Raw genomic sequence first — 22446 nt, 5'->3', positions numbered from 1 at the left:
CATATAGTCATGGTCGACTGTGATCGGCTCACCACAAGTCCGTGAGCCGTATCCGTGTGCTCCCAGGGGGTGGTACGCGGTCAACGAAGTGGAAAGGCCCTCATGCGAAGCTCCATCGCACGTCGTGCCGCAGTGTTCGGTTCGGCCGCGCTGCTGCTCCTCGGACCGATTACCGCGGTCGCGAACGCAGAACCGAACGAATCCGGAGTATCCGACCAGGCAGCCCATCTGCCCGTCGAACTCGCCGACGCTCTACAGCACGACTTGGCGCTGACGCCCGACCAGTTCGTCTCGCGTTCCGAACTCGCACAGAAGCTCGCGGAGTTCGCCGCCATCGCGCGCGTCCAGTTCCCCGACTCCTTTGCCGGCGTGTGGCTCGACGACCTCGGCAAGGGCGTCGTCGCTCTCGCTGACGGTCGCGACAAGGACGCCGCCCGCGAGGCCGCCGAAAAGGCCGGCTTCGAGGTCAAGGACGTCGCGCAGAGCGAGCAGGCTCTGCAGAGTCAGCTCTCGGCACTCAACTCGTGGCTCGATTCGCAGCCTGCCGAGGTCGCGGACCTCGTGCGTGGCATCGCCGTCGACGTGGTCGGCAACGGAGTTGCCCTCACGGCCGATCCGGCCGCCGGCATCGAATTGCCTGAGTTCCTGAAGCGGACCGTTGTGCACACCGCTGCTCCGCTGCTGGTTCCCCCGATCGTCACGGACCTCATCCCCGCAACCGGATCCGCAACCGGCGACGCCGCACTGGGCGGAGACGCCTTCGGCGCGACCTCAGGCAACACCGGACTGCGTTGTTCATTCGGCTTCAACGGCACCGACGGTTCCGGACGCACGGTCAACATCAGCGCCGGCCACTGCGATCCCAACCGCGCCGCTGCCGGTACCTCGAATTCGAGCCAGGTCTTCCCGATGGTGAACAACCAGACCGGGCCCCGCGTCGGATACTTCGCCAAGAGCAGCTTCGACGGGCGCGACTACTCGATCATCAACATCGACGACAACGCGAAGTACCGCTTCGAGAACAACAGCGTTCGGGTTCCGTTCAACCGTTCGGTCAACATCACCGGTACCGCCGATCCCGTAGTGGGCGCCCCGGTCTGCAAGGCCGGATCGACCACGGGCTTCAGCTGCGGCGTCGTCACCGGCGTCAACCGCGTCGCCAAGGTTTTGGATCACACCCTCGACAACGGCTTCACCACCAACATCTGCGTCCTGCAGGGTGACAGCGGTGGTCCCATCGTCTCCGGAACGTTGGCCGTCGGCATCACGAGTGCGTCCAATGTCGCCACCTCTCCCCTGTGCGAGATCGCGCAGGCCGAGACATTGTTCGGGCAGGAAGCACCGACGCAGTATGCGACGCCGATCAACGACATCCTCGCTGCCAATCCGGGCCTGAAGGTTCGCGACTACTGATCGCACGCATTCCCCGAGACAGCAAAACGGGCGCCACACCTTCTGAAGGTGTGGCGCCCGTTTCGACGTTCGTGACGTCTTACCGGAAGAGCTGCTTACTGGAAGAGCTGCTTACTGGAAGAGCTGCTTACTGGAAGAGCTGTTTACTGGAAGAGCGTTGTTCCGGCCGGAGCGTTCAGGACCTTGATCAGATCCATGCCCGCAACGATTGCGGTTCCGCCGCCGGCGAGGATGGTACCGGCGACTCCACCGATACCGGCACCGGTGACCATGCCGGGGAGGCAGCCGATAACCAGGCCGGGCAGACCCACGATGCAACCGATGACTGCACCGACGATCGTGCCGGTGAGGCTACCGATCTGCGTGGCAAGCCCGAGCTGTGACTGAAACTTCTCGATTGCCTTCTGATCCTCGTCAGGCGAAGCAACCGGGGTGAACTCGGCAGCGACCGGCTTCGGCTTGGAGCTGGCCGGATCCAGGTTCGGCTTGAGGGTGAGGGTCTTGCCGTCCTCACTGACGGTCTCGTCGAACGGGAACTGAACGTCCCCGAGGTTGAACGCGAGCGGCAGACTCACGAGAGTTGCGCCCTGGCTGTTCTGCAGGTCGACGTGTGTTCCGTCACCCGATACCCGGAATGCCCCGGCGTCGATGGTGGTGACAACAGCCTGGTCTACGACCTCGGCGGTGTACGAAACGTCGGGTGACGTCTCCGGAGCTGCGTAAGAAGTACCTGCAGCGATGCCCGTAGCGGCAATGGTCATCGCTGCGACGGCCGCAGCTTTACGAATGAACATTTTCAATCCTCCCCGGGATCGGGCGGGCGTCAGTCGATGACTCACACCACCCGTTTCCCCTGTGCGTGACGGGCGTAACGATAACAGCCGGTCGGTTGTCCTCACCTGCTCGGAACCCGAGTTAGGGCTGCCTGACAGATGGACACCTGACGGGCACCGCCTAACGTGACGACCAGACATGTCTGCGTCTGACCAAGCCCGTCCGACGCAGAAGATTGATCTCTCCAGGCCACGAGCGGTTACCAGCCGGTACCTACAGGCTGGTAATGCTAGTTACTGGCGGGTAACATAACGCAGGTTAGTATCAGTGGGCTGTCCCGAGGTGGCCGACGCGTCGCCCTGAAACGAAAGGCCGCGACATGAATGCCCTGACGATTACGTTGGGCACGATTGGTGCTCTGCTGAGCTTGGTGTGTTGGTACATCTTCCTCTCAGGCGCGCTGAGGATGTTCAACACCGTGCGCATCGGCCAGTCGGCACCCGATCGATGGCGCCCGTTCTTCCCTCGCTTCAAGCAGATGATCATCGAGTTCATCGCGCACACGCGCATGAACAAGTTCCGCAGCGTCGGCTGGGCCCACTGGCTCGTCATGGTCGGCTTCCTCGGCGGATTCCTTCTGTGGTTCGAGGCCTACGGACAGACGTTCAACCCCGAGTTCCACTGGCCCATCTTCGGTAACACGTGGGCGTGGCACCTGTGGGACGAGATCCTGGGCCTCGGCACCGTCATCGGTATCACCACGCTGATCGTGATCCGTCAGCTCAACCACCCGCGCCTGCCCGCACGCCTGTCCCGTTTCGGTGGCTCCAACTTCAAGGCCGCTTACGTCATCGAAGGCATCGTCCTGCTCGAGGGCCTGGGCATGATCATGGTCAAGGCCGGCAAGATCGCCACCTACGGTCACGCCAACCCGTGGACCGACTTCTTCACCATGCAGGTCGCAAAGCTGCTTCCCGCCAGCCCCGTCATGATCTCGGTGTTCGCGTTCGTCAAGCTGATGACCGGCATGATCTGGCTCGCCATCGTGGGCCGCAACATCACGTGGGGCGTCGCGTGGCACCGCTTCTCGGCGTTCTTCAACATCTACTTCAAGCGTGAAGACGACGGGACCGTCGCGCTCGGCGCGGCAAAGCCCATGATGTCCAAGGGCAAAGTCCTGACGATGGAGAACGTCGACCCCGACACCGACACTCTCGGCGCCGGAAACATCGAGGACTTCTCCTGGAAGGGCTGGCTCGACTTCACCACCTGCACCGAGTGCGGGCGTTGCCAGTCCCAGTGCCCTGCTTGGAACACCGGAAAGCCGCTCTCCCCCAAGCTGCTCATCATGTCGCTGCGTGACCACGGCTACGCCAAGGCCCCGTACCTGCTGGCCGGTGGACGCAAGGACATGGGCGGCGACGAGATCGGTCTCGTCGACGCCGAAGGCAACGTCAAGGAAGCCGCACTCGCAGCCATCCCCGAGGCAGCACGGCTCGAGGCAGACCGCAAGCTCGTCGGTGAAACCGTCGAAGGTGAGATGGCCCCGGTCATCGACGCCGAAACCTTGTGGAGCTGCACCAACTGCGGCGCCTGCGTCGAACAGTGCCCCGTCGACATCGAACACGTCGACCACATCATCGACATGCGTCGCTACCAGGTCCTGATCGAATCGGAGTTCCCCTCCGAACTCGCCGGCCTGTTCAAGAACCTCGAGAACAAGGGCAACCCCTGGGGCCAGAACTCCAAGGACCGTCTCAACTGGATCAACGAGATGGACTTCGAGATCCCCGTCTTCGGCAAGGACGCCGACAGCTTCGAGGACTACGAGTACCTCTTCTGGGTCGGCTGCGCCGGCGCCTACGAAGACCGTGCCAAGAAGACCACCAAGGCCGTCGCCGAACTCCTTGCCACCGCGGGAGTGAAGTTCATGGTCCTCGGCGCCGACGAAACCTGCACCGGCGACTCCGCACGTCGTGCCGGCAACGAGTTCTTGTTCCAGCAGCTCGCAATGCAGAACATCGAGATGCTCAACTCGGTCTTCGACGGTATCGAGCAGAAGAAGCGCAAGATCGTCGTCACCTGTGCGCACTGCTTCAACGCTCTCGGCAACGAGTACCCGGAGGTGGGCGGCGACTACGAGGTCGTGCACCACACTCAGCTGCTCAACCGTCTGGTGCGCCAGAAGAAGCTGATCCCGGTTGCATCCGTGAGCGAAGACGTCACCTACCACGACCCGTGCTTCCTCGGACGCCACAACAAGGTCTACGACGCTCCCCGTGAACTCATGGAAGCGTCAGGCTCCAAGCTCGTCGAAATGCCGCGCCACGGCGAACGTTCCATGTGCTGTGGCGCCGGTGGCGCCCGCATGTGGATGGAAGAGAACATCGGCAAGCGCATCAACGTCGACCGCGTCGACGAAGCGCTCTCCACCAACCCCAAGAAGATCGCCACGGGTTGCCCGTTCTGCCGCGTCATGCTCACCGACGGCGTCACTGCCCGCCAGGAGCAAGGCCAGGGCGAAGGCGTCGAGGTCGTCGACGTCGCGCAGCTGATGCTGAACTCCGTCACCCGCCTCGATCCCGCCCAGCTCGGCGAGAACATCAAGGTGATCCCGCGTGAGAAGGCACCGGTCGCTGCCGAGGCAAAGGCTGAGACCGTCGAGCAGGATCGGGTCGCCGAAGTCGAGGAAGCCGCCGCGACTCCGGAAGCCAAGGCTGCACCGGCAGGCAAGGGTCTGGCCATGAAGGGCCTTGCCAAGGCACCAGGCGCAAAAGCTCCCGGCGCCAAGGCACCCGGCAAGGGCCTCGGAATGGCCGGCGGGGCAAAGGCTCCCGGCGCCAAGAAGGCAGCTCCCGCCGCAAGCGCGGAAGCTCCCGCTGCCGAAGATGCTGCACCGGCCGCACCCGCGGCAAAGCCCAAGGGGCTCGGTCTTGCGGGCGGAGCCAAGGCTCCCGGCGGCAAGGGACTGCAGATGAAGGGCGCCGCCAAGGCACCCGGAGCAAAGGCCGCTGCAGCACCGGCAGCGGAAGCTCCGGCAGCGGAGGCTCCCGCTGCTGAGGCTGCTGCACCCGAAGCTGCTGCACCCGTCGCCAAGCCGAAGGGTCTGGGCCTGGCGTCCGGTGCCAAGGCTCCGGGTGGAAAGGGACTGCAGATGAAGGGCGGAGCCAAGGCTCCTGGCGCGAAGGCTGCTCCGGCTGCCGCTGCGCCTGAAGCACCTGCTGCTGCGGCTGCGCCTGAGGCGCCGACGGAGGCTCCGGCTGCCGAGGCTCCCGCCGCCCAGGCGGAAGCCCCGAAGGCTCCACCGGTCGCCAAGGCAGGCGGGCTCGGATTCAAGTCGGGCGCAAAGGCGCCCGGTGCCCGGAAGGCATCTCCGGCTGCAGCTCCCGCACCTGCTGCGGAGGCACCGGCAACGAAGACCGAACCCGTGAAGGCAGAACCCGCTGCGGACGCACCTGCCGAGGCGTCTGCACCCGCGGAAGCTGCGGCACCCGCTGTGGCGCCGCCCGCCCCCAAAGCAGGCGGACTCGGCTTCAAGGCCGGTGCAAAGGCTCCCGGCCGCAAGAAGTAAGCGCACCACTCGCGAATGCCCTCACCGTCATGGTGGGGGCATTCGCTTTGTCTGAAGCCCGAGGTCTGCCTGTCAATCTGCGACAAGCATCACCGCACCACGCGCACCACGCGCACGCCCGACGCCCCTTTCCTGCTGCCGTCCGATGACGTAGCGCCCCGGAGCGATTCCGGTCGCGCCGTGCTCCGGATGGATGAGGTAAGCGGTCACCTGGGTGTCGAGCACGCCGAGTGCAAGGCCCCGAGCGTCTTTCACCGGTGTCGACCACACGCACTCCCCTACGTCTGCAACCAGACTGTGAGGGTTCCCGCCCGCCGCGCTTCGCAGCAGTTCCACTCCCGAGAGTGGAACGTTCACGGATCGAGTCCACGGTAACGGCGTGACGATATTTGCGAGCAGCGAAAACGGGATCACGATGAGATCGCCCTGCGCTTGAAGACCGTCGACGACGGGAATGGACACTTCCTTGTCGAGATAGTCGAAGACGTCGAGGCCGGTGAGGGTGGTGAGAGCGGACAAGGTCATGTTCGAGTTCATAAGTATCACCAAGGGGTTAGAGGGTTCGAGGTTGAGTGTGTGTGTGAGGTTCAGGTTCGACGAACGAGGCGTGCATAGTCGGTACCGGTGATGCCGTAGGTCCAGCCGGCAGCATCCAGCGCGGACGTGAACCATCCGGGCACATGCAGTCCGTATCGCCGCCGATGCCCGTCGCGTTCCAGAGAGCCGTTGACCGCGAGCAGGATTCGCCCACTTCGGCCCCAGCCGTCCGGCGACGCGTAGAGCTGTAGCAGGCAACCGGCATTGCCCGGATCATCGGTTTCGTCGACCAGTGTCAGTCCGGCGCTCTCGATGTAGGTATCCCAGCCGATGCGCTCGATCGCGCACCGACGGATCTCGACATTGCGCTCCAGTGCGATCCGTTCGGCGGTCGGGTCGAGCACCACCCAGTCGGGAACGATCGCCCCGTGCAGAACGAATGCATGTGCGCCGTCTCCGAATTCAATTGCAGGGCCATCAGAATGGTGCAGTCGTCGCTCTCCCAGCGTGCTGCCCGGTATCGGTTCGCTATGCACGGCGCCGGGTCGTTCAGCCATGATGCACAGGTTGTCGAACGCCCACCACCACCCGGTCGAGTCAGCGAGTGCGGTCTGCACGTCCAGGAGTTCACGATCTTCCGAATCGAAGGTCGCGAGACCGTATCGACGGAACGTGTCGTAGTACGCGATTCGATGGGCTTCCTGCTGTCCGTACCAGGTCACTCCGCCTGCCATCGGGGTCGACATCGTTCGTATCGCGACCGCGACTCCGTCGAACAGCGTGGTGTGCAACGATTCCCAAACGGACGCCCTGATCAGGCGCTGCCTCTGCCGGCGTTCTATCTGCCAGTCAGCTTTCCGACCTTGGATACTCGCGTTCATACGTCGGCGCGATGACGCGAACATGCTCGCGATATGTCCGGACGGGCAGTCGACTCCGGCGCCGTCGAAGGACATCGTGGTCGACAAACCTTCGGCGGCGATCAGATCCGAACCGGCACGGGGAGACGGAACCCAGACAAACTCCGGTTTCGGGAGTCCGGATCGCCGATATAGTTGCGCGACAGCAGATTCTGCAGTGGATCGATCGGCCGGACGTGTACACAAGCCGCGTTCGAGCCATACGTCGCGGACTGCTTCCAAGGCCTGATTGTCTACATCGAAGATATCGATGTTCTCGGTCGATGTCGCTCGACGTGACGTCGACGAGCGAAACGGTGCGGCGCTCACGCGACGGTGGCGGTGTCCGCCTTTCCTGTAGTCATAGTTCTACAGCGTGGCACGCAAACGCTCCGGACGCAAGGGTTTCCTGGAGTGTGATGCCGAGGACCGGCCGCCGTTCCCCATACCGAACGCCCTCTCCAGCGACGCGAAAGTGGTTCGAAATCCACGACGTTCGTGGGTTCGCCGGCCGCGTCACACACGGCCGACTGGTACCCACCGGTCGCAGCGCCGAGGACGTGCGCTGGAACGAGAAGCTCCGCGACCAGCTCGGTGGCGCGGGGTGGCAGGTCGGTCATTGCGGCCCTCGCACGCAGCCGCGGGGCCGTCAGCTACTGGTCGCAGGCTTCCACAGCTCCAGCGTCGGGATGTCCGGTGGGGTGAACCCGAGCACCTGCCCGTAGAAGGACAACTCGGCGTTGCGTGAGCTGATGATGGTCGACTGCTTACGGAATCCGTGCGATTCACCCTCGTAGGCCAGGTAGGCATGCGGAATACCCTTGGCCACCAATGCATCCCGGAATCGTTCCGCCTGCGAGGGCGGCACGATCGGATCGTCGAGGCCCTGGAGCAACAACACCGGGCAGTTCAACCCGTCGACGTTGTTGAGCGGAGCACGTTCGGCGTACAGGTCGGCAGATTCCGGCAGTGGACCGATCAACCCGTCGACGTAGCGCGACTCGAAATCGTGAGTTTCCTGCACGAACAGGTCCAGTTCTGCCACCCCGAAATAGGAAGCACCACAGGCGAACACGTCGGACGTGGTCAGTGCGGACAGAACGGTCCATCCGCCGGCAGATCCACCCTCGATGGCGAGGCGGGCCGGATCTGCGAGCCCCTGCTCGGCCAATCCGGTGACGGCGGTGACGACATCCTGCACGTCGACGACACCCCACTGACCGCGCAATCGATTACGATACTCACGTCCGTATCCGGTCGACCCGCCGTAATTCACATCCACCACTCCGATTCCGCGGCTGGTGAAGAAGGCGTAGACGAGGTTGAGGGCCGGTGCGACGTGCGCCGTCGGGCCGCCGTGAACAAACGCGACGTACGGCGGCAGTTCGCCGTCGAGTCCTTTGTATCGCGGACTGCGCGGCGGATACGCAACGGCGTGAACTTCTCGCCCGTGTCCGTGAGCCACGACTGCTCGCGCTTCCGGAAGATATGCAGACTCGGGCAATTCTTCGACCGACGAACGGATTTCGGTCAGTTTTCCGGTACCGAGGTCCAGTTCACGTAGCGCGCCCGCCAGTTTCGCACCTCCCGAGACGAGCAGCAACCGGTCGCCGCGAACCTGCATGAGGCCGATACTGGTGACCCCGGGGATCTCGATGTCGCGTAGTTCTCCCGACGCGGGATCGAGCACCCCCAGGGTGTCGGTTCCCACGGTGCGCGCGGTGAGAAGGTGGCCGTTGTCGAGTTCGACGAACCAGCGCGCACCGAAACGCCACTGTGGCCCACCGAAATCCGCCTCCACCGGGCAGATCGGGGTGATCTCGGCGCCGACGCGATAGATGTTCCACCAGCCGCTGCGATCGCTGATTGCGAAGAGTTCGTCGTCGGTGATCCACTCCGGTTGCAGGACCGACTCTTCGGGTCCGCCGATCAGTACGGAGTAGTCCTGAGCGACGCCGTCGACTAGTGGAGCTACCCGCAGTTCGGCACCGTCCCAGGGCATTTGCGGATGGTTCCACGCGATCCAGGCGATCTTGGTTCCACTCGGCGAAAGCCTCGGTGACGAAAGGAAGTCCGAGCCGCCGACGATCGAGCGGATCTCGCCGGAACCGTCCAGAGGAATCGCGCAGATATCGCGAGTGATCGCCCCGTCCTCCGCGTGCGCTTCCCGAACCGCCCACACCTCACCGTTCACGATCTGCAGGTCTGCGTATCGCAACGCGGCCGGCGACGCCGGTTCGGGCGTAAGAGCCCGCGGAGTGACTCCTTCGAGGATGTACACCCGTTGATCGGAGAATTCACTGAAGACCAGTTTTCCGGACTCCGTGACAGTCCAGGCGCCACCGCCGTACTCGTGAACCCTCGTCCGCGCGTTCCACGGCGCCGGGAGGATGTCGACTGGTTGGTTGTCGAGACCGGATCGACGAATCGACGTCCGACCACTCTCGGTCGGACGAATTTCAGCCCACCAGATCTCGTCGCCGACGTATCGTCCGCCCTCGACAGGGTGGCCACCTGCAGCCAGATCAGCTGCTCCGATCGGAGAAGTCCACGATCCGTACGGGGCTGCAATCTGCTCGCTGGGGGTCATCGCTCGACAATAGCCAACTGGTCGCGCGACACGGTCCCCGACAATGCACTTGCACAGTGGTGGAATCATGTAACTCGTGAGCACACCAGAACCCGTCCGCCACCGTCAGCCGCAGCGCGAGCTGGAGCAGTCGTCGAAGCTCCAGAACGTCCTCTACGAAATCCGTGGACCGGTGCACGCGCATGCCGCCCGGCTGGAGGCGGAAGGGCACCGGATCCTCAAGCTCAACATCGGCAACCCGGCACCGTTCGGATTCGATGCCCCCGACGTGATCATGCGAGACATGATCGCTGCGCTGCCCTACGCGCAGGGCTATTCGGAGTCGAAGGGCATTCTGTCGGCGCGGCGCGCAATCGTGACGCGCTACGAACTGGTTCCCGGCTTCCCCGAGCTCGACGTAGACGACATCTACCTCGGCAACGGTGTCTCAGAGCTGATCACGATGACCATGCAGGCCCTCCTCAACAACGGCGACGAGGTGCTGATCCCGGCACCGGACTATCCGCTGTGGACCGCGATGACGAGCCTGTCCGGCGGTACACCCGTCCACTACCTCTGCGACGAGGCAAACGACTGGAATCCCGATATCGCCGATATCGAATCCAAGATCACGGACAAGACCAAGGCTCTCCTCGTCATCAACCCGAACAACCCCACGGGTGCGGTGTACTCGATGGAGGTTCTGCAGCAGTTGGTCGATCTGGCGCGCAAGCATCAGCTTCTGCTCCTCGCCGACGAGATCTACGACAAGATCCTCTACGACGACGCAAAGCACATCTCGCTGGCGACGCTCGCCCCTGATCTGCTGTGCCTGACGTTCAACGGCCTCTCGAAGGCCTACCGTGTCGCGGGCTACCGCTCCGGCTGGGTCGCGATCACCGGGCCGAAGGATCATGCGGCCGGCTTCCTCGAGGGTCTCGATCTCTTGGCGTCGACGCGGCTGTGCCCCAACGTCCCCGGACAGCACGCCATTCAGGTGGCCCTCGGTGGGCACCAGAGCATCGAAGACCTGATCCTGCCCGGCGGCCGTCTTCTCGAGCAGCGCGACGTCGCCTGGGAGAGACTGAACATGATTCCGGGCGTTTCGTGTGTCAAACCACGCGGCGCGCTCTACGCCTTCCCTCGTCTGGATCCGAACGTCTACGACATCCACGACGACGAGAAATTGGTGCAAGACCTGCTACTCCAGGAGAAGATCCTGATGGTTCAGGGCACCGGGTTCAATTGGCCCAATCACGATCACCTTCGGATCGTCACGCTCCCGTGGGCCCGAGATCTTGCCGTCGCCATCGAGCGATTCGGCAACTTCCTCACCAGTTACAAACAGTAGATTCTCCGGCTGAATCCGGCTGAAATCGAGTAAACAATTCGTTGTACAAATGCCCCGTAAACGTAAAACCGCGGGGCATTTGTGCGACCTTGGTCACATTTTTCGCAAACCACACGGTTTGATTGACACTTTAACTATTTAGTGACCTGCCCTGATGTGAAAACGGTCCAACCGGTACGTGATTCGTTGCGGAATTGGTAGTTGGACAACGCGCCAAATCGGTTTGAAATTGGGTACATTAGTTATCAGCACTTCGGTGCCGCGAGCACCTGGTATCCCTCCCCCCCCTGTGGATACCAGGTTGGTGGCGGGGACAACCCCCCCTGTTCCCCGCCACCCAGCTCGACCAATCTCCGTTTCACACCCCCTCATCGGTAGCACCGGTTTTCACGGACACTGCCTTTCACCGACACTGCCTTCAGAAGCTGACCATTCGCTTCGGAGCCGATAACATTGCACCGGTGCAAATCCCCAGTCCGACACTCAGTTTCCGATGAGTCACGGCCACGGCCACGGTGGACCCATTCAGATCGGCCCCACCGCCTCACGCGTCGTCATCGGCTTGCTCGTCGTCATCGGCATGATCGTCGTCGCGGCAGCAATCGCACTGTGGCCGGACAAGAACACCATCCCCGTCCCACTCCCTTTTCAGAATGCCGACGGCAGCTCGGTGGAAACCGAGGCGGGCACGGTCACCATGCAAGACCTCGGCGACTGCGGGAGTTCCTCCGCTGGAAGGGTATTCGTCGGCGCCCCGCAACCGCCGCCCACGTCGGCCTATCAATGCCAGCGGAGCATCGTCGACATCGAATCCGGGCCGAATGCCGGAACCAAGACACTGCTCGAGGTCATCCCGGGCGCCGGTCAACCGGATCTACGAGTCGGTGACCACATTCGTCTCGTGCGTCAGACGGACCCGAACGGCAATACTCAGTACTCCTTCGAGGACTATTCGCGTGGACTCCCGCTGGCACTGATCGCTTTGGCGTTTGCCGTAGTCATCATCGCTGTTGCGCGGTGGCGCGGATTGCGCGCTCTCGTCGGACTGGTGATCGCATTCGGCGTTGTCGTCGGATTCCTCCTGCCCGCCTTGCTCGACGGCAAGCCTGCGATACCGGTTGCACTGGTCGCCGGCGCGGTGATCTTGTACGCGGTTCTCTATCTGGCGCACGGTGTCTCACTCAAAACCAGTTCGGCATTGCTCGGCACCCTCGCCGCGATGGTGCTCGCGGCGGTTCTCTCCTATCTCTGTATCGAACTGACCCATCTCACCGGGTTGTCCGAAGAGCAGAACACCAATGTGCAGACATACATCGAACACATCGACATCACGGGCCTGCTGCTGGCGGGCTTCATCATCGGATCGCTCGGTGTTCTCAACGACGTCACCATCACCCAGGCATCTTCGGCATTCGAGTTGGCCGAACTCGACAAGCACGCTCCTCGCCGAAAGGTGTTCAGTGGGGCGATGCGGGTCGGACGCGATCACATCGCCAGCACTGTCTACACCTTGGTCCTCGCGTACGCCGGCGGGGCGCTGCCACTGCTGTTGCTTTTCAGTGTCAGCGGGCGCCCACTTCAAGACGTGTTGGTCGGTGACGCCGTCGCGATCGAAATCGTCCGGTCCGCGGTCGGCGGAATTGCTCTGGCTCTTTCGGTTCCGCTCACCACCGCAATCGCCGTCATTCTCGCGCGCCCGCCCGGTAGTGCGGTCAAGACCGGCCCCACGTCAGGTGGACGCCACTCCAAACGCTGACACCGGGTCTCAGAGTCCGGGGATCGGCGGGAGGACCGGCAACAGAATCGGCGGCAGCCCCGGAATGTAGATCGCGGGCGGCGGAGGTGCGGGTGCAGGCGCCGGCGGCACATAGGTGTCCTGCACAACCGGCGGGGCCTCGACCACCGGTGGCGCTTCCTCCGTCGTGGGCGGGGGCGGGGTCGTCGTGGGCGGGGGCGGCGGAGTCGTCGTGGTAGTCGGTGCCGTCGTGGTCACCTCGGTTGCCACAGGTCCGGCTTCGTCGGAATCACCGAAGACCTTTCCGCCATAGCCCAACCCCAACCCGACGATGACGACTGCCGCGATCACACCGGCGCCCAGGCCGGCGAAACGCAGCGGATTCCTCGGTTCCGTGGACGTAGTTTCCGCAGTCTGTGTACCGGCAAGCCACGACGGGTGCGCGGTTCCTGCTCCTACTCCCTCGTCTTCGCGCACCGCCGAGTACGCCTGGGCGTCAACCATCACGGCCTCGGTGTCGGCATCACGTTCTGTGCCGAATCCGTCCGTGGCCGGGTCGCTGACGGCGACCGCGAGATCTTCGGCCCGATCGAATCGTTGCTCGTGTCGGTTCGGTCGCGGCTGCGGCAGGTCCGCGGCATACGGACTCGACATCTGTTCCTGCGGAACAGACTTCGCCTCGACAGCGACCTCCGGCCGTTCCGATTCGGGGAGCGTCGCGACTCCTCCATGACTGAACGCCTGTACCGGGACAGGCACCTCTGCCGGTGTGTGAATCGGATAGGGCGCGAAGATCGGCGCCACCGCAGGGACCTGGACCGGTGCAGCGACAGGTCGTGACGACGGCGCCAGGGACGACTCCGCGATCAGTGCAGCGCCTTGCGCAGCCACCAGTTCAGGCTGTTCTGGCGCGATGACGGGGCAATCCAGCCACGCAGCGAGCGTCGCCCGCACGATCGGGATGCGCGCACCGCCACCGATGAGGACAATCGCGTCCGGGTTACGGCCGGACGTTGCGATGACCTCCCGTATTTCTCGGGCAAAGGCCTCCACCGACGTGATGACCAACGAATCGAAAACTTCCCGCGACAGCAGGAGAAGCCCACCGGGACCGGGCAGGCACACCGCGCTCCGTGTGGACAGTTGTTCCTTGGCAAGTCGGCATCGCGACTGCAGTTCGGAGTCGCCGCCCGGGTCGGCCGGCGTCGAGATTCGGCGGCGTACGGTCTGGTCGGAGTAAACGAGGTCGTCGAAGTGGTCGCCGCTGATCCGAGTCGACCGAGCAGTCACGACGGTAGACCTCGAATGCCTGTCCACAACGCTGATCGTCGATCCCGAGCTACCCATGTCGACGACGACAAGCGTGCTCTGGTCGGTCAGCGCACCGGGTTCCTCGAGCATCCGAAGCGTGGCTGTAACTTCGGGAATCAACTCGAAGTTGCCGATGCCTTTCTGCTCGAACGCGGCCTGGAGTGCACCGGCTTGCGCTTGATCGCGGTAGGCGACGACCGTATGACTGCCAACGCCGACATTCTCGGCCAATGCCACCTTCGTTGCTTCTGCGGCGATTTCCTCGGGAATGTCGCGTCCGCGATCGACCGCTCTCGATCGAAATACCGGACCACGGTGGTCGGGCGTCCCCGGGCGCGCCAAACGCACAGCGCTGGCTCCCACCGTCACACCCAATACCAAGTTCATGATCCACCTTCGTCGACCGTGGACGGGTCCTGTCAGCAGACCCCGTCATTCCCCGGCCGGAAGTCTACCCACTAGGGGTGGTCTACAAGGTTCGCGCATCGCATCTAACGCCTAATCGCAGCTACTTTTTCGCTACCTGGACGTTCGACCTACCGCCCCAATCCGCGATAGTTCCATCCAGCAGCACGCCAGACCTCCGGATCGAGGCAATTTCTGGCGTCGACGATGACGCGTCGACGAACGAGCGGATCCAGATCGGCGGGCACGAGCGAGGCAAACTCGTCCCATTCGGTCGCAATCAAGACGACATCAGCGTTCTTGCAGGCGTCTGACGTGGAGGTTGCGTAGTGAAGGGTGGGAAAGAGTCGGCGAGAATTGTCCATTGCCTTCGGATCGAAGACGGTGACTGCCGCCCCGTGCAACTGCATCATTCCTGCGACGTTGAGCGCAGGCGAATCGCGCACATCGTCGGATTCCGGCTTGAATGCAGCCCCCAGCACCGACACGTTAGCTCCCAGCAAACCATCATCACAGGCCGCCGTCACCAGCTCGACGGCTTTCGTGCGTCGTCGCATGTTGATGCTGTCGACCTCGCGAAGGAAGTACAACGCTTGGTCCACACCCAGTTCTCCGGCCCGCGCCATGAAAGCCCGGATGTCCTTCGGCAGACATCCCCCGCCGAACCCCAACCCCGCATTCAGAAACCGTCTGCCGATCCGATCGTCGTATCCGAGAGCGTCAGCCAACATCGTCACGTCGGCCCCGGTGGCCTCGCACACCTCCGCAATCGCATTGATGAAGGACACCTTGGTGGCGAGAAATGCATTCGCCGATCCCTTGACCAACTCGGATGTCGCCAGGTCGGTCACGAGAAACGGCACCCCCGCGCCCAATATCGCGGCATACACCTCACGAAGAACACCTTCGGCGTTTCCCGGTCGATCACGATCGATCCCCAGAACCAACCGATCAGGTCTCAAAGTGTCCGCGATGGCGTGCCCCTCACGCAGGAACTCCGGATTCCAGGCCACCTCTACTGCTGCGCCCGCCGGCGCGCCGGCACGTAGTCGCTCGCCGAGAGCGGCAGCCGTACCTACCGGAACCGTCGACTTGCCGACGATCAGAGATGGCCGTCGCAACAACGGCGCCAGCAGATCGATCACCGAATGAACGTGGCTCAGATCCGCGCCGTACTCCCCTTTCTTCTGCGGAGTCCCCACACCGACAAAATGAATGTCGGCAAAATCTGCGGCATCGGCATAGGACGTCGTGAACCGGAGCCGACCCGACTCCAGATTCTTCTCCAGCATGTCGGTCAGACCCGGCTCGAAGAACGGGACCTCCCCACGGGACAACTTGTCGACCTTGGACTGGTCGATGTCGACCCCCAGCACGTCGTGACCCAATTCGGCCATACACACAGCGTGGGTCGCGCCCAGGTATCCCGTTCCGAACACGGTCATCTTCATGTGTTGTTGGTATGCGTCCGAACTTTCCGAAACGCGTACGCCAGATGGGCGCGAAACCAACATCGGGCGTACGACGAGTGCGTCGCGCGTGCAACCTATGCTTCTGCCATGCACGTTCTCTTCGTTTGTACGGGAAACATCTGCCGATCACCCACGGGCGAACGCCTCGCACGTGCATATGCCGCCGAAGCCGGGATCATCGGATTCACCGCGTCGAGTGCTGGAACCCGGGCGATGGTCGGGCACCCGATCGAGCCGACGGCCGCGAGGGTTCTCGCGGGGCTCGGCGGCGACCCCACGGAGTTTCAAGCTCGACGCATGACAACAGCGCTGGCCTCGGACGCCGACCTCATTCTCACGATGACCGAAAGTCAGCGAGACAAAGTCCTGGCGATGGCTCCGGCGCGGCTGAAGCGCACGTTCACCCTTCGAGAAGCCGCACGGTTGGGCTCGCTCGCGGATGCAGGAACGGTCGACGACCTCGCCGCCGCCAGGCCCCGATTTCGTGCCACCGAACCCGAGGACGTCCTGGATCCGATGGGTAAGGAAGAGAAGGTGTTTCACGAGATCGGACTTCAGATCGCCGATCTCGTCGGCCCACTGCTCAGCCGACTTCGCTTCGGTGAGCGCTGAGCGAGGTCACCGCGGTCAACTGCGGTAGCGACTTGTCCGACTCGTAGTAATAGCTGTACTCGTACGCATTGCGTCCGCGAGACGGCGTCATCGTGATGACAGTGCCGAGGACGTGCGCACCCACACTCTGTAGGTTTCCGACCGCGCGCGCCAGTTGATCGCGCTTCGTGGAGCCGTGTCGGGCGATCACCAGAGCGCCGTCCGACATCGCGGCCAAAACCGCGGCATCCGTGACGGGGAGCAACGGCGAGGCGTCGATGATGACGTAGTCGTATCGCGCCCGCAGTTCCTCGAGAACATGTTTGGCCGTGTCCGTACCGAGTAGTTCGCTCGGGTTCGGGGGGATCGGTCCGGAGGCGAGCACAGTCAGTCCGTCGAACTCGGTCGGCTGAAGCACATCGTCCAGCGTCGCTCGACCGGAGAGCACCGAACTGACGCCGACACTTCCGATCAATCCCAAGTACTTCGATACTCGCGGCTTGCGGAGGTCGCCTTCCATCAGGCACACCGATTTGCCGGCCTCCGCCAAGACGAGAGCGATGTTCACGGCCGTGGTCGTCTTGCCCTCGGAGGGAAGCGAACTCGTGACGACGATGACACGCGGTGGATGGTCCACCTCGAGGAACTGAAGGTTGGTGCGCAATTCACGGAAGGCTTCGGCACTCACGGAATTTCCGTCACTGAAAGCGATCGCGTGATTGACCTCGACGTCCTTGTCGAACGGGATCGTGCCCACCATCGCCGAACCCGCAATCTCTTCCACCGTTCGACGATCCTTCACCGTGTTGTCGAGCCGATCACGAATCAACGCAAGCGCGATTCCCGACACCAGTCCCGCCACGGCTCCCAGAGCGAGGTTGCGTGAAGTCTTAGGTGACACGGGAACAGACGGTTCTTGGGCCTGCTGCTCGACGACCACACGCGCAGGCGGCGTTCCGCCGTTCTCAGGCGTCTCCAGTTCCTTTGCCAGTGAGACGAATTCGGACGACAGAGTATCTGCAATCTCCCGTGCGAGTTCCGGTGAAGGATCCTTGACTCCGAGGTCGATCAGCACAGTGTCGGGCGCCGACGTCGCAGTGACCTTGGACGCCAACTCGTCAGCCGACATCCCGCCGACCACTCTCGGCCCCAGTGCGTCGATCGTCCGCTGCGCGAGAGTTCGGCCGGTCAGGAGTTTTGTATAGGACAGAACACGCTGCTGTGACAGCTGGCTACCTTGAAGCGCCTCGTTGACCGAAGTACCCGCCGACGTCGAAACGAAAAGCCTCGTCGAGGCCTGGTAGATCGGTGTCGACAGAAGGGACGCACCAAGAGCTCCCAGGATTCCGAGTACAGTTACAGCAGCAACTATTCGCCATCTGGCTTGCAATATCTTCAGGTAGTCGACAATTTCCATCTTGATGCCTCCTTCGGCTCACGCATGTCCACTGCGGGTCTGAGCGGTTCTTGCCGGTCAGACCGCGAGGGCGAACCGGGCTTTCTCAACTTCGATATCGATCAACTGCAGCAGGCACGATGCCTGGTACTCACGGACGTCCCAATCCGCGGTAAGTCCAACCAGCGCCTCGCCAGTCGTCGGGGGAAAGGCAATTGCGCCCGTCGACGATCACCTTCTTGCGAACCACCGAATCAAGATCGGACGGCTGCAACTTCAAGAATTGGGGCCACTCGGTCAACACCAGGACGACATCAGCACCTTCGCAGGCCTCCAACGCATTTGCCGAATAGGTCAACGTCGGGAACAGCGCACGCGAATTGTCCATGGCCTTCGGGTCGTACACGTTCACCGCAGCACCTTGGAGCTGAATCTGGCCCGCGACATTGAGCGCCGGCGAGTCACGAACGTCGTCCGAGTCCGGCTTGAACGCGGCACCCAGAATTGCAACTCTCGCGCCGAGCAGCGATCCGCATGCCTCCCGTGCCAATTCGACCATGCGTGTACGTCTGCGCATGTTGATGTTGTCGACTTCGCGAAGAAACGTCAGTGCTTGGTCGGCACCTAGTTCACCGGCGCGAGCCATGAATGCACGGATGTCCTTCGGTAAGCAGCCTCCCCCGAAACCAATTCCCGCGTTGAGAAATCGACGTCCGATCCGAACGTCGTATCCGATCGCGTCGGCGAGCACTGTGACGTCGGCACCAGCAGCCTCGCACACTTCGGAAATGGCGTTGATGAACGAGATCTTCGTGGCCAGGAATGCGTTCGCTGATGCTTTGACCAACTCCGCCGTAGCCAGGTCCGTGACGAGAAAGGGAATCCCCTCATCGACAAGGTCTGCATACACTTCGCGCGCAACAGATTCCGCGCGTCCGTGTCGATTGCGGTCGACCCCGAGCACCAGACGATCGGGATGCAATGTGTCCTGGACGGCAAATCCCTCACGGAGGAACTCGGGATTCCACGCCACTTCGACGGCGTCGCCGCTCGGTGCCAGCTCCCGCGCGCGCTTACCGAGCCGTTCCGCGGTGCCCACCGGTACCGTGGACTTCCCGAAGATGACCGAGGGCTTGGTGAGTAGCGGTGCCAGAGTCTCGATCACGGCATCCACGTAGATCATGTCCGCAGCGAACTCGCCCTTTTTCTGCGGTGTACCGACCCCGAGGAAGAACACGTCCGCAAATTCAGCGGCTTCCTCGTAAGACGACGTGAACTTCAGTCTTCCTCGATCGATATTTCTTCGTAGAACCTCACGCAAACCTGGCTCGTAGAAAGGAACTTCCCCTGCTGCCAGTTTCTCCAGCTTTGCCGCGTCGACATCCACTCCGAGGACCTCGTGACCGAGTTCGGCCATACAGGCCGCGTGTGTCGCGCCCAGGTATCCCGTGCCGAAAACTGCTATGCGAGTGCTCATGGTGCTCGATCTACTTTCTCGAGAGTGTGTGAAGTGTTGATGGGATGGGAAATTCACGTACGTAGGGCACCGATGTTGTCGCGGTACCACGAGACCGTCGACGCGATCCCTTCGCACAATCCGATGGTCGGCCGCCATCCAATCTCTCGAATCATGCTCACGTCCAGAAGTTTCTGCATCGTTCCGTCAGGCTTCGAGGTGTCCCATCGCGTCTCGCCGGTGTATCCGACCTCGTCGGCAACCATCGAAGCGATCTCACGAATTGTGTGATCCTCGCCGGTTCCGACATTGACATGCGATGCACCGTCGTAGTTGTCGAGCAGATGCAGACACGCCGACGCCAGATCGTCGACATGCAGAAATTCACGGCGAGGATTGCCACTCCCCCAGTTGACAACCAACGGCACTGCGGACGACTGCGCCTCGTCGTAACGCCGAACGAGGGCGGGCAGTACATGCGATCCGCGCGGCGAGAAATTGTCGCCCGGGCCGTACAGGTTGGTGGGCATCGCCGAGATCCAGGATCGACCATGCTGTCGTCTGGCAGCTTGGACACGGAGTATTCCCGCAATCTTTGCAATTGCATAGGCATCGTTGGTCGGCTCGAGATGCCCGGTGAGCAGGTACTCCTCCTTGATCGGCTGCGGCGCCAATTTCGGGTAAATGCACGATGATCCGAGGAACAGGAGACGCTCGACGCCGTGTGCAAGCGCAGCGTCGAGCACGTTCACCTGGATCCGAAGATTCTCCGACAGGAAGTCGACGAGGAACGCGCTGTTCGCCGCAATTCCACCAACTTTTGCTGCTGCGAGGATCACATTGGTCGGCTTTTCGCGGGCAAAGAAATCGAAGACAGCGTCCCGGTCACGCAAATCGAGTTCGGCGGACGACTTTCCGAGAAGGTTCGTGAAGCCTTCGGATTCCAGGTGCCGCCACACCGAGGAGCCGACCAATCCTCGATGTCCGGCTACGTAGAACGGTGCGCCTCGATCGAGCGCTCGCGCTGCGAACGAATCACTCATCGCGTCGCCAACCAGTCGGGAAGTGCCGGAGTGTCGATCCACGGGCGCCCCTCATGTTCGAGCGCTTCGATGTCTGCGTCGACCATGATCCGGGCCAGTTCGGGGGTGTGCACTCCGGCCTTCCACCCGAGTTTGCGCTCGGCATGACTCGGATCCCCGATCAAGGCGTCGACCTCAGTCGGACGAAGGTACCGCTCGTCGAATCGCACGTGATCTTCCCAGTTCAGACCCGCATGTTCGAAAGCGACTGTCAGGAAGTCGCGCACCGAATAGTTGCCACCGGTGGCGAGCACAAAATCCTCAGGCTCGTCGACCTGCAACATGCGCCACATACCCTCGACATACTCCGGCGCATATCCCCAATCACGAATCGCGTCGAGATTACCCATGTACAGATGATCCTCGATCCCTGCCTTGATACGCGCCACCGCACGCGTGATCTTGCGCGTCACGAACGTCTCACCGCGCCTGGGAGACTCGTGATTGAACAGAATTCCGTTCACCGCGAAGATCCCGTACGCCTCACGGTAGTTCTTCGTAATCCAGTACGAGTACACCTTCGCCGCACCGTAGGGAGAGCGTGGATAAAACGGCGTCTCCTCGTTCTGCGGCGGTGGCGTCGCACCGAACATCTCAGAACTCGACGCCTGGTAGAACCGGCAGTCGAGCCCCGCCATCCGAACCGCCTCCAGAAGACGGATCGACCCCACACCCGTCGTGTTCCCCGTGTGTTCGGGTTCGTCGAAGCTGACCCGGACGTGAGACTGCGCAGCAAGGTTGTACACCTCGTCCGGCTTGATCTGCGCGAGCAGCGTCACCAGGCGCGCTCCGTCACTGAGGTCACCGTAGTGAAGGAAAAGCCGCGCATCCACATGGTGGGGGTCCACATAAATGTGGTTGATCCTCGAAGTGTTGAACGTCGACGATCTACGGATCAGTCCGTGAACCTCGTAGCCTTTGGAGAGCAGCAACTCGGCGAGGTACGAGCCGTCCTGCCCCGTGATTCCGGTAATCAGTGCGCGTTTCATCCTGCGTTCCTTCCGTTGCGGGACAGCCCGCCTGATAGTTGCGAAACCACGGTTGTGGTCCGTATTCCTCCGAATCGACCGGCAGTCTTGATCTCGCTCATGCGTGTCCTCTCGAACGGCCGAGGAACTTTCGAATGTCGCGCGATGCCAACCGGACGAATGTCGAGTTACCGAACAGGTAGCGCCGCCACAGACGTTTGGGTTCCGATGCAAGTCGATACATCCACTCGAATCCCGAATTTCGTACGAAAGACGGTGCCTCAGAAACGGTTCCGGCCAAGAAGTCGAAGGCCGCGCCGACACCGACGGCCACGTAGTCGGTTCGATCCGCTATCGCCTTCGTGACAAAATCCTGCTTCGGCGCTCCCAAGCCGACCCACACGATGTCCGGCGCCGACGGACCGACCTTCGTGATGATGTCATCGACGAACTCCTTGCTGAACGCGGCAAACGGCGGGGCGTAAGTGCCAGCCACCGTGATGCCCGGGTACAACTCTTCCACTCGATCCGTCAAAAGACTCAACGTCTCTTCTGTCGTGCCGACAAAATGGTGACGAAGGCCGTAGCGGCGCCCCTTGTCCAAGGTGGCCTCGAAGAACGATGGACCCCGGACTGGTCGAACACCGACGTGATCGGAAGCGGTGGCGCCGATAAGGCGCATCACCCAACTGACCGGGGTTCCGTCTGCGAAGTTCACACCGGGGCCCTTCAAAATCGCGGAGTAGTCACGATCGTTGTGCGCCGCCGACACGCAGTAGGAATTCGACAACCTCACGGAGACTCCGGTTCCCGCTCCCTCTCGTCTGTCGTTGACTACCCAATCGGTAGCTCCCTCGAGGTTGGTCGCGGCAAACGGAATGCCACCCACCTCGATGACCTCGAACGGACTGCTCAT

General features: G+C 62.4%; 16 protein-coding genes. 5 read left to right on the top strand and 11 right to left on the bottom strand.

What is annotated here, in order from left to right:
* Positions 1–102 precede the first annotated feature (102 nt).
* Positions 103–1413 carry a S1 family peptidase gene (locus ABWI03_RS08285; protein WP_298775961.1) on the top strand — a complete coding sequence of 437 codons (1311 nt, stop codon included), beginning with the start codon at positions 103–105 and terminating at the stop codon, positions 1411–1413.
* 143 nt (positions 1414–1556) lie between these two features.
* Here the strand turns inward: ABWI03_RS08285 and ABWI03_RS08280 are convergent, their stop codons facing one another.
* Positions 1557–2207, bottom strand: coding sequence for a DUF8020 domain-containing protein (locus ABWI03_RS08280; RefSeq protein ID WP_050655717.1), 651 nt, complete (start codon positions 2205–2207; stop codon positions 1557–1559).
* A 359-nt stretch (positions 2208–2566) separates the two neighbouring features.
* Here ABWI03_RS08280 and ABWI03_RS08275 point away from each other — a divergent pair, with 359 nt between their 5' ends.
* Positions 2567–5758, top strand: a complete 3192-nt coding sequence (locus tag ABWI03_RS08275; protein ID WP_235171525.1) for a (Fe-S)-binding protein — start codon at positions 2567–2569, stop codon at positions 5756–5758.
* 72 nt (positions 5759–5830) lie between these two features.
* On the opposite strand, the gene ABWI03_RS08270 is transcribed toward ABWI03_RS08275, so the two are convergent.
* The 3 genes from ABWI03_RS08270 to ABWI03_RS08260 all read right to left on the bottom strand — a co-directional run bounded on the left by ABWI03_RS08270 (position 5831) and on the right by ABWI03_RS08260 (position 9784).
* Positions 5831–6295 (bottom strand): DUF8820 family protein, encoded by a 465-nt coding sequence (locus ABWI03_RS08270; protein ID WP_235171524.1) that lies wholly within the window; start codon positions 6293–6295, stop codon positions 5831–5833.
* 50 nt (positions 6296–6345) lie between these two features.
* Positions 6346–7524: a DUF6745 domain-containing protein gene (locus ABWI03_RS08265; RefSeq protein ID WP_298775965.1), complete on the bottom strand. Its 1179-nt coding sequence runs from the start codon at positions 7522–7524 to the stop codon at positions 6346–6348.
* A gap of 319 nt (positions 7525–7843) precedes the next feature.
* A complete protein-coding gene (locus ABWI03_RS08260) occupies positions 7844–9784 on the bottom strand; it encodes a S9 family peptidase (protein WP_298775967.1) in 1941 nt (646 codons plus the stop codon).
* Between the two features lie 76 nt (positions 9785–9860).
* Between ABWI03_RS08260 and ABWI03_RS08255 the strand changes: the two genes are divergently transcribed.
* Together ABWI03_RS08255 and ABWI03_RS08250 are read left to right on the top strand one after the other, a co-directional pair.
* Positions 9861–11114 (top strand): pyridoxal phosphate-dependent aminotransferase, encoded by a 1254-nt coding sequence (locus tag ABWI03_RS08255; protein WP_298775969.1) that lies wholly within the window; start codon positions 9861–9863, stop codon positions 11112–11114.
* Positions 11115–11607: 493 nt separating this feature from the next.
* Positions 11608–12870 carry a YibE/F family protein gene (locus ABWI03_RS08250; RefSeq protein WP_124567353.1) on the top strand — a complete coding sequence of 421 codons (1263 nt, stop codon included), beginning with the start codon at positions 11608–11610 and terminating at the stop codon, positions 12868–12870.
* Between the two features lie 9 nt (positions 12871–12879).
* Here the strand turns inward: ABWI03_RS08250 and ABWI03_RS08245 are convergent, their stop codons facing one another.
* Positions 12880–14547, bottom strand: coding sequence for a DUF7159 family protein (locus ABWI03_RS08245; RefSeq protein ID WP_298775973.1), 1668 nt, complete (start codon positions 14545–14547; stop codon positions 12880–12882).
* Between the two features lie 149 nt (positions 14548–14696).
* On the bottom strand, positions 14697–16016 hold the full coding sequence (locus ABWI03_RS08240) for a UDP-glucose dehydrogenase family protein (protein ID WP_124567355.1): 1320 nt from the start codon (positions 16014–16016) through the stop codon (positions 14697–14699).
* A gap of 108 nt (positions 16017–16124) precedes the next feature.
* Between ABWI03_RS08240 and ABWI03_RS08235 the strand changes: the two genes are divergently transcribed.
* Complete coding sequence (locus ABWI03_RS08235) at positions 16125–16649, top strand: arsenate reductase/protein-tyrosine-phosphatase family protein (protein WP_200314300.1); 525 nt, start codon at positions 16125–16127, stop codon at positions 16647–16649.
* On the opposite strand, the gene ABWI03_RS08230 is transcribed toward ABWI03_RS08235, so the two are convergent.
* The 5 genes from ABWI03_RS08230 to ABWI03_RS08210 form a co-directional block, all read right to left on the bottom strand.
* Positions 16621–18045: a tyrosine-protein kinase domain-containing protein gene (locus tag ABWI03_RS08230; RefSeq protein WP_298775977.1), complete on the bottom strand. Its 1425-nt coding sequence runs from the start codon at positions 18043–18045 to the stop codon at positions 16621–16623. The two genes, ABWI03_RS08235 and ABWI03_RS08230, sit on opposite strands and share 29 nt — an antisense overlap.
* A 130-nt stretch (positions 18046–18175) precedes the next feature.
* On the bottom strand, positions 18176–19501 hold the full coding sequence (locus ABWI03_RS08225; protein WP_283376856.1) for a UDP-glucose dehydrogenase family protein: 1326 nt from the start codon (positions 19499–19501) through the stop codon (positions 18176–18178).
* A 53-nt stretch (positions 19502–19554) separates the two neighbouring features.
* Entirely contained in the window at positions 19555–20523 is a 969-nt protein-coding gene (locus ABWI03_RS08220) for a GDP-L-fucose synthase family protein (protein WP_298775981.1), read from the bottom strand.
* Entirely contained in the window at positions 20520–21551 is a 1032-nt protein-coding gene (gene gmd, locus ABWI03_RS08215) for a GDP-mannose 4,6-dehydratase (protein ID WP_095971940.1), read from the bottom strand. The genes ABWI03_RS08220 and gmd overlap by 4 nt, the downstream gene beginning before the upstream one ends.
* A gap of 97 nt (positions 21552–21648) precedes the next feature.
* A complete protein-coding gene (locus tag ABWI03_RS08210) occupies positions 21649–22446 on the bottom strand; it encodes a WecB/TagA/CpsF family glycosyltransferase (protein WP_298775985.1) in 798 nt (265 codons plus the stop codon).

This window comes from Rhodococcus baikonurensis (assembly GCF_040489275.1).
Lineage (GTDB): Bacteria > Actinomycetota > Actinomycetes > Mycobacteriales > Mycobacteriaceae > Rhodococcus_F > Rhodococcus_F baikonurensis.
Note: the sequence above shows the minus strand (reverse complement) of the source record. Positions and strands in the feature narration are given on the sequence as shown.